This window comes from Tychonema sp. LEGE 07196 (assembly GCF_963890365.1).
Lineage (GTDB): Bacteria > Cyanobacteriota > Cyanobacteriia > Cyanobacteriales > Microcoleaceae > Microcoleus.
Genome location: NZ_CAWPRX010000033.1, coordinates 1 through 2,549, shown reverse-complemented (window position 1 = coordinate 2,549; position 2,549 = coordinate 1). Strand labels below are relative to the sequence as shown.

Genomic DNA, 2,549 nt, shown 5'->3' with positions numbered 1-2,549 from the left:
GTCACAGTCACCGCAGTTACACCAGCCCTAGCAATCAACTTTTGTACCCGCAGGCGGCTTTGTCCGGTTCTGACACCCTGAAAATTTGCCCCCCTCAAAATCGCCCCGGTGAAATTGCAGCCTCGAATGTCGCTACCGCTGAAGTTCGCCCCAGACAAGTCAAGCCCTTTAAATGAACGGTTGCGTAAGTTTTGGTTGGCAAAGTTGAGATTTTTAGTCATGAGGAAGAAGGAAGAGGGAAGAGGGAAGAGGGAAGAGGGAAGAGGGAAGAGGGAAGAGGGAAGAGGGAATCTTCGACTAGGGTTTGAGGAATTAAGAACATCTTAACCGTTGGGTGCGGTTGCCTTAGCAGAAAACAATATATCTGTCAAATGTTCTCCGATATTTGGTAAATTTTCAATTTAGCTGTATAATCGATCGCGTCCGTTGCGAGCTAATCGGAGTCACAAGCAACTGGTAGGATCTTTGAGATTAAGTTGACAAAAATGCAGCCTCCTCAATCTATGCTAAAACTTAAAATCTGAATGCTTTTATCAACAAAAAACTCCCCCTCCTAAAAATAAGCATTAAGAGTCTTGGACTCATGGGCGATCGTAAACCGGGCTTTTTACCGAAAAAATGCCTTCCCACCCGCAGATTAAATCAAAAACCCGGTTTTTTCGATCTTGATGCCTAAGTTCTGATTTAAAGAATCCCTAATTGGGATGTAAAATCTACAAAACGATCGCAATTATTATGCCAAACCTGCCATTTTCTCCCGAACAAATTGCCGCCGAAAGACTCAAACCCGAAGAATACGAAGAAATTGTTCAGCGCCTCGGCCGCCATCCCAACAAAGCTGAATTGGGAATGTTCGGCGTGATGTGGAGCGAACACTGCTGTTACAAAAATTCGCGACCGCTATTAAAACAGTTTCCCACAGAGGGATCTCGCATTCTGGTCGGGCCTGGAGAAAATGCCGGTGTCGTAGACTTGGGAGACGGTTTGCAACTTGCCTTCAAAATAGAATCTCACAACCACCCGTCTGCTGTCGAACCATTCCAAGGCGCAGCAACAGGAGTAGGTGGCATTCTCCGCGATATCTTCACAATGGGTGCTCGCCCGATCGCACTTTTAAACTCCCTACGTTTCGGCAACTTAGATGATAGCAAAACTCAGAGATTATTCAAAGGCGTAGTATCGGGAATCAGTCATTACGGAAACTGCATCGGCGTACCCACAGTTGGCGGAGAAGTTTACTTCGATGAAGCCTATTCCGGCAACCCCTTAGTTAACGTCATGGCCTTGGGTTTAATGGAAACTCAAGAAATAGTTAAATCCGGCGCATCCGGCATCGGAAATCCCGTGCTTTACGTCGGTTCCACTACTGGCAGAGATGGCATGGGAGGAGCGAGTTTTGCCAGTGCAGAATTGACCGACAAATCAATGGACGATCGCCCCGCCGTCCAAGTAGGAGATCCGTTTTTAGAGAAATCCTTAATTGAAGCTTGTTTAGAAGCATTCAAAACCGGTGCAGTCGTCGCCGCCCAAGATATGGGCGCGGCCGGAATTACTTGCTCGACATCAGAAATGGCAGCCAAAGGCGGCGTTGGAATTGAATTTGATTTAGACAAAGTTCCGGTGCGAGAAAGCGGCATGGTTCCCTACGAATACCTGCTTTCGGAATCGCAAGAACGGATGTTGTTTGTGGCTCAAAAAGGACGGGAACAGGAATTAATCGATATTTTTCACCGCTGGGGATTGCACGCCGTAGTCGCGGGGACAGTGATCGAAGAGCCGATCGTCCGAATTCTGTTTAAAGGCCAAATCGCTGCCGAAATTACCGCGACTGCTTTGGCAGATAACACGCCAATTTATCACCGCGAACTGTTGACAGAAGCGCCAGAATATGCTAAGAAAGCCTGGGAATGGACGGCGGATTTGTTGCCGGAATGCACCGCTCTTGGGATTGAAGTTAAGGGTGAGTTCCAAACTTGGAATCAGATTTTACTGACGCTGTTAGATACTCCCACTATCGCTTCTAAACGCTGGGTTTATCGCCAATACGACCATCAAGTTCAAAATAATACTGTACTGTTACCCGGAGGCGCTGATGCTGCGGTTGTCAGGTTGCGTCCTCTAGAAACTTCCCAATCTTCCCTGGGTAAAGGGTTAGAAGAACCCCCCCAACCCCCCCTTGCTAAGGGGGGGCTACAGAGCTTGGAACAACCCCCCCTTGCTAAGGGGGGGCTACAGAGCTTGGAACAACCCCCCCAACCCCCCCTTGCTAAGGGGGGGCTACAGAGCTTGGAAGAATCCCCAGCTAAGGGGGGGCTACAGAGCTTGGAAGAATCCCCAGCTAAGGGGGGGCTACAGAGCTTGGAAGAATCCCCAGCTAAGGGGGGGCTACAGAGAGAAGATGGTGTTTCTCAAGGTTTTACAAGCAAAGAGGAAGAAGAGGTAATTCCTCTATTTAAAAAGGGACAAGGTAGGGAAAAATCAGAAATTTCTCCCCCCCTTAGCAAGGGGGGCCGGGGGGGGTTACTCCCGGAGCTGTCTCTTATACCCCT

General features: G+C 48.6%; 2 protein-coding genes. One reads left to right on the top strand and one right to left on the bottom strand.

The genetic code is table 11. The features are described from left to right. The coding region (locus tag AACV78_RS04485; protein WP_194074429.1) for a pentapeptide repeat-containing protein at positions 1-221 on the bottom strand (221 nt) is incomplete at its 3' end. A gap of 514 nt (positions 222-735) precedes the next feature. Here AACV78_RS04485 and purL point away from each other — a divergent pair. Beyond that, positions 736-2,549 (top strand): phosphoribosylformylglycinamidine synthase subunit PurL (purL, locus tag AACV78_RS04480; protein ID WP_228042735.1); only part of this gene is annotated, 1,814 nt, incomplete at its 3' end.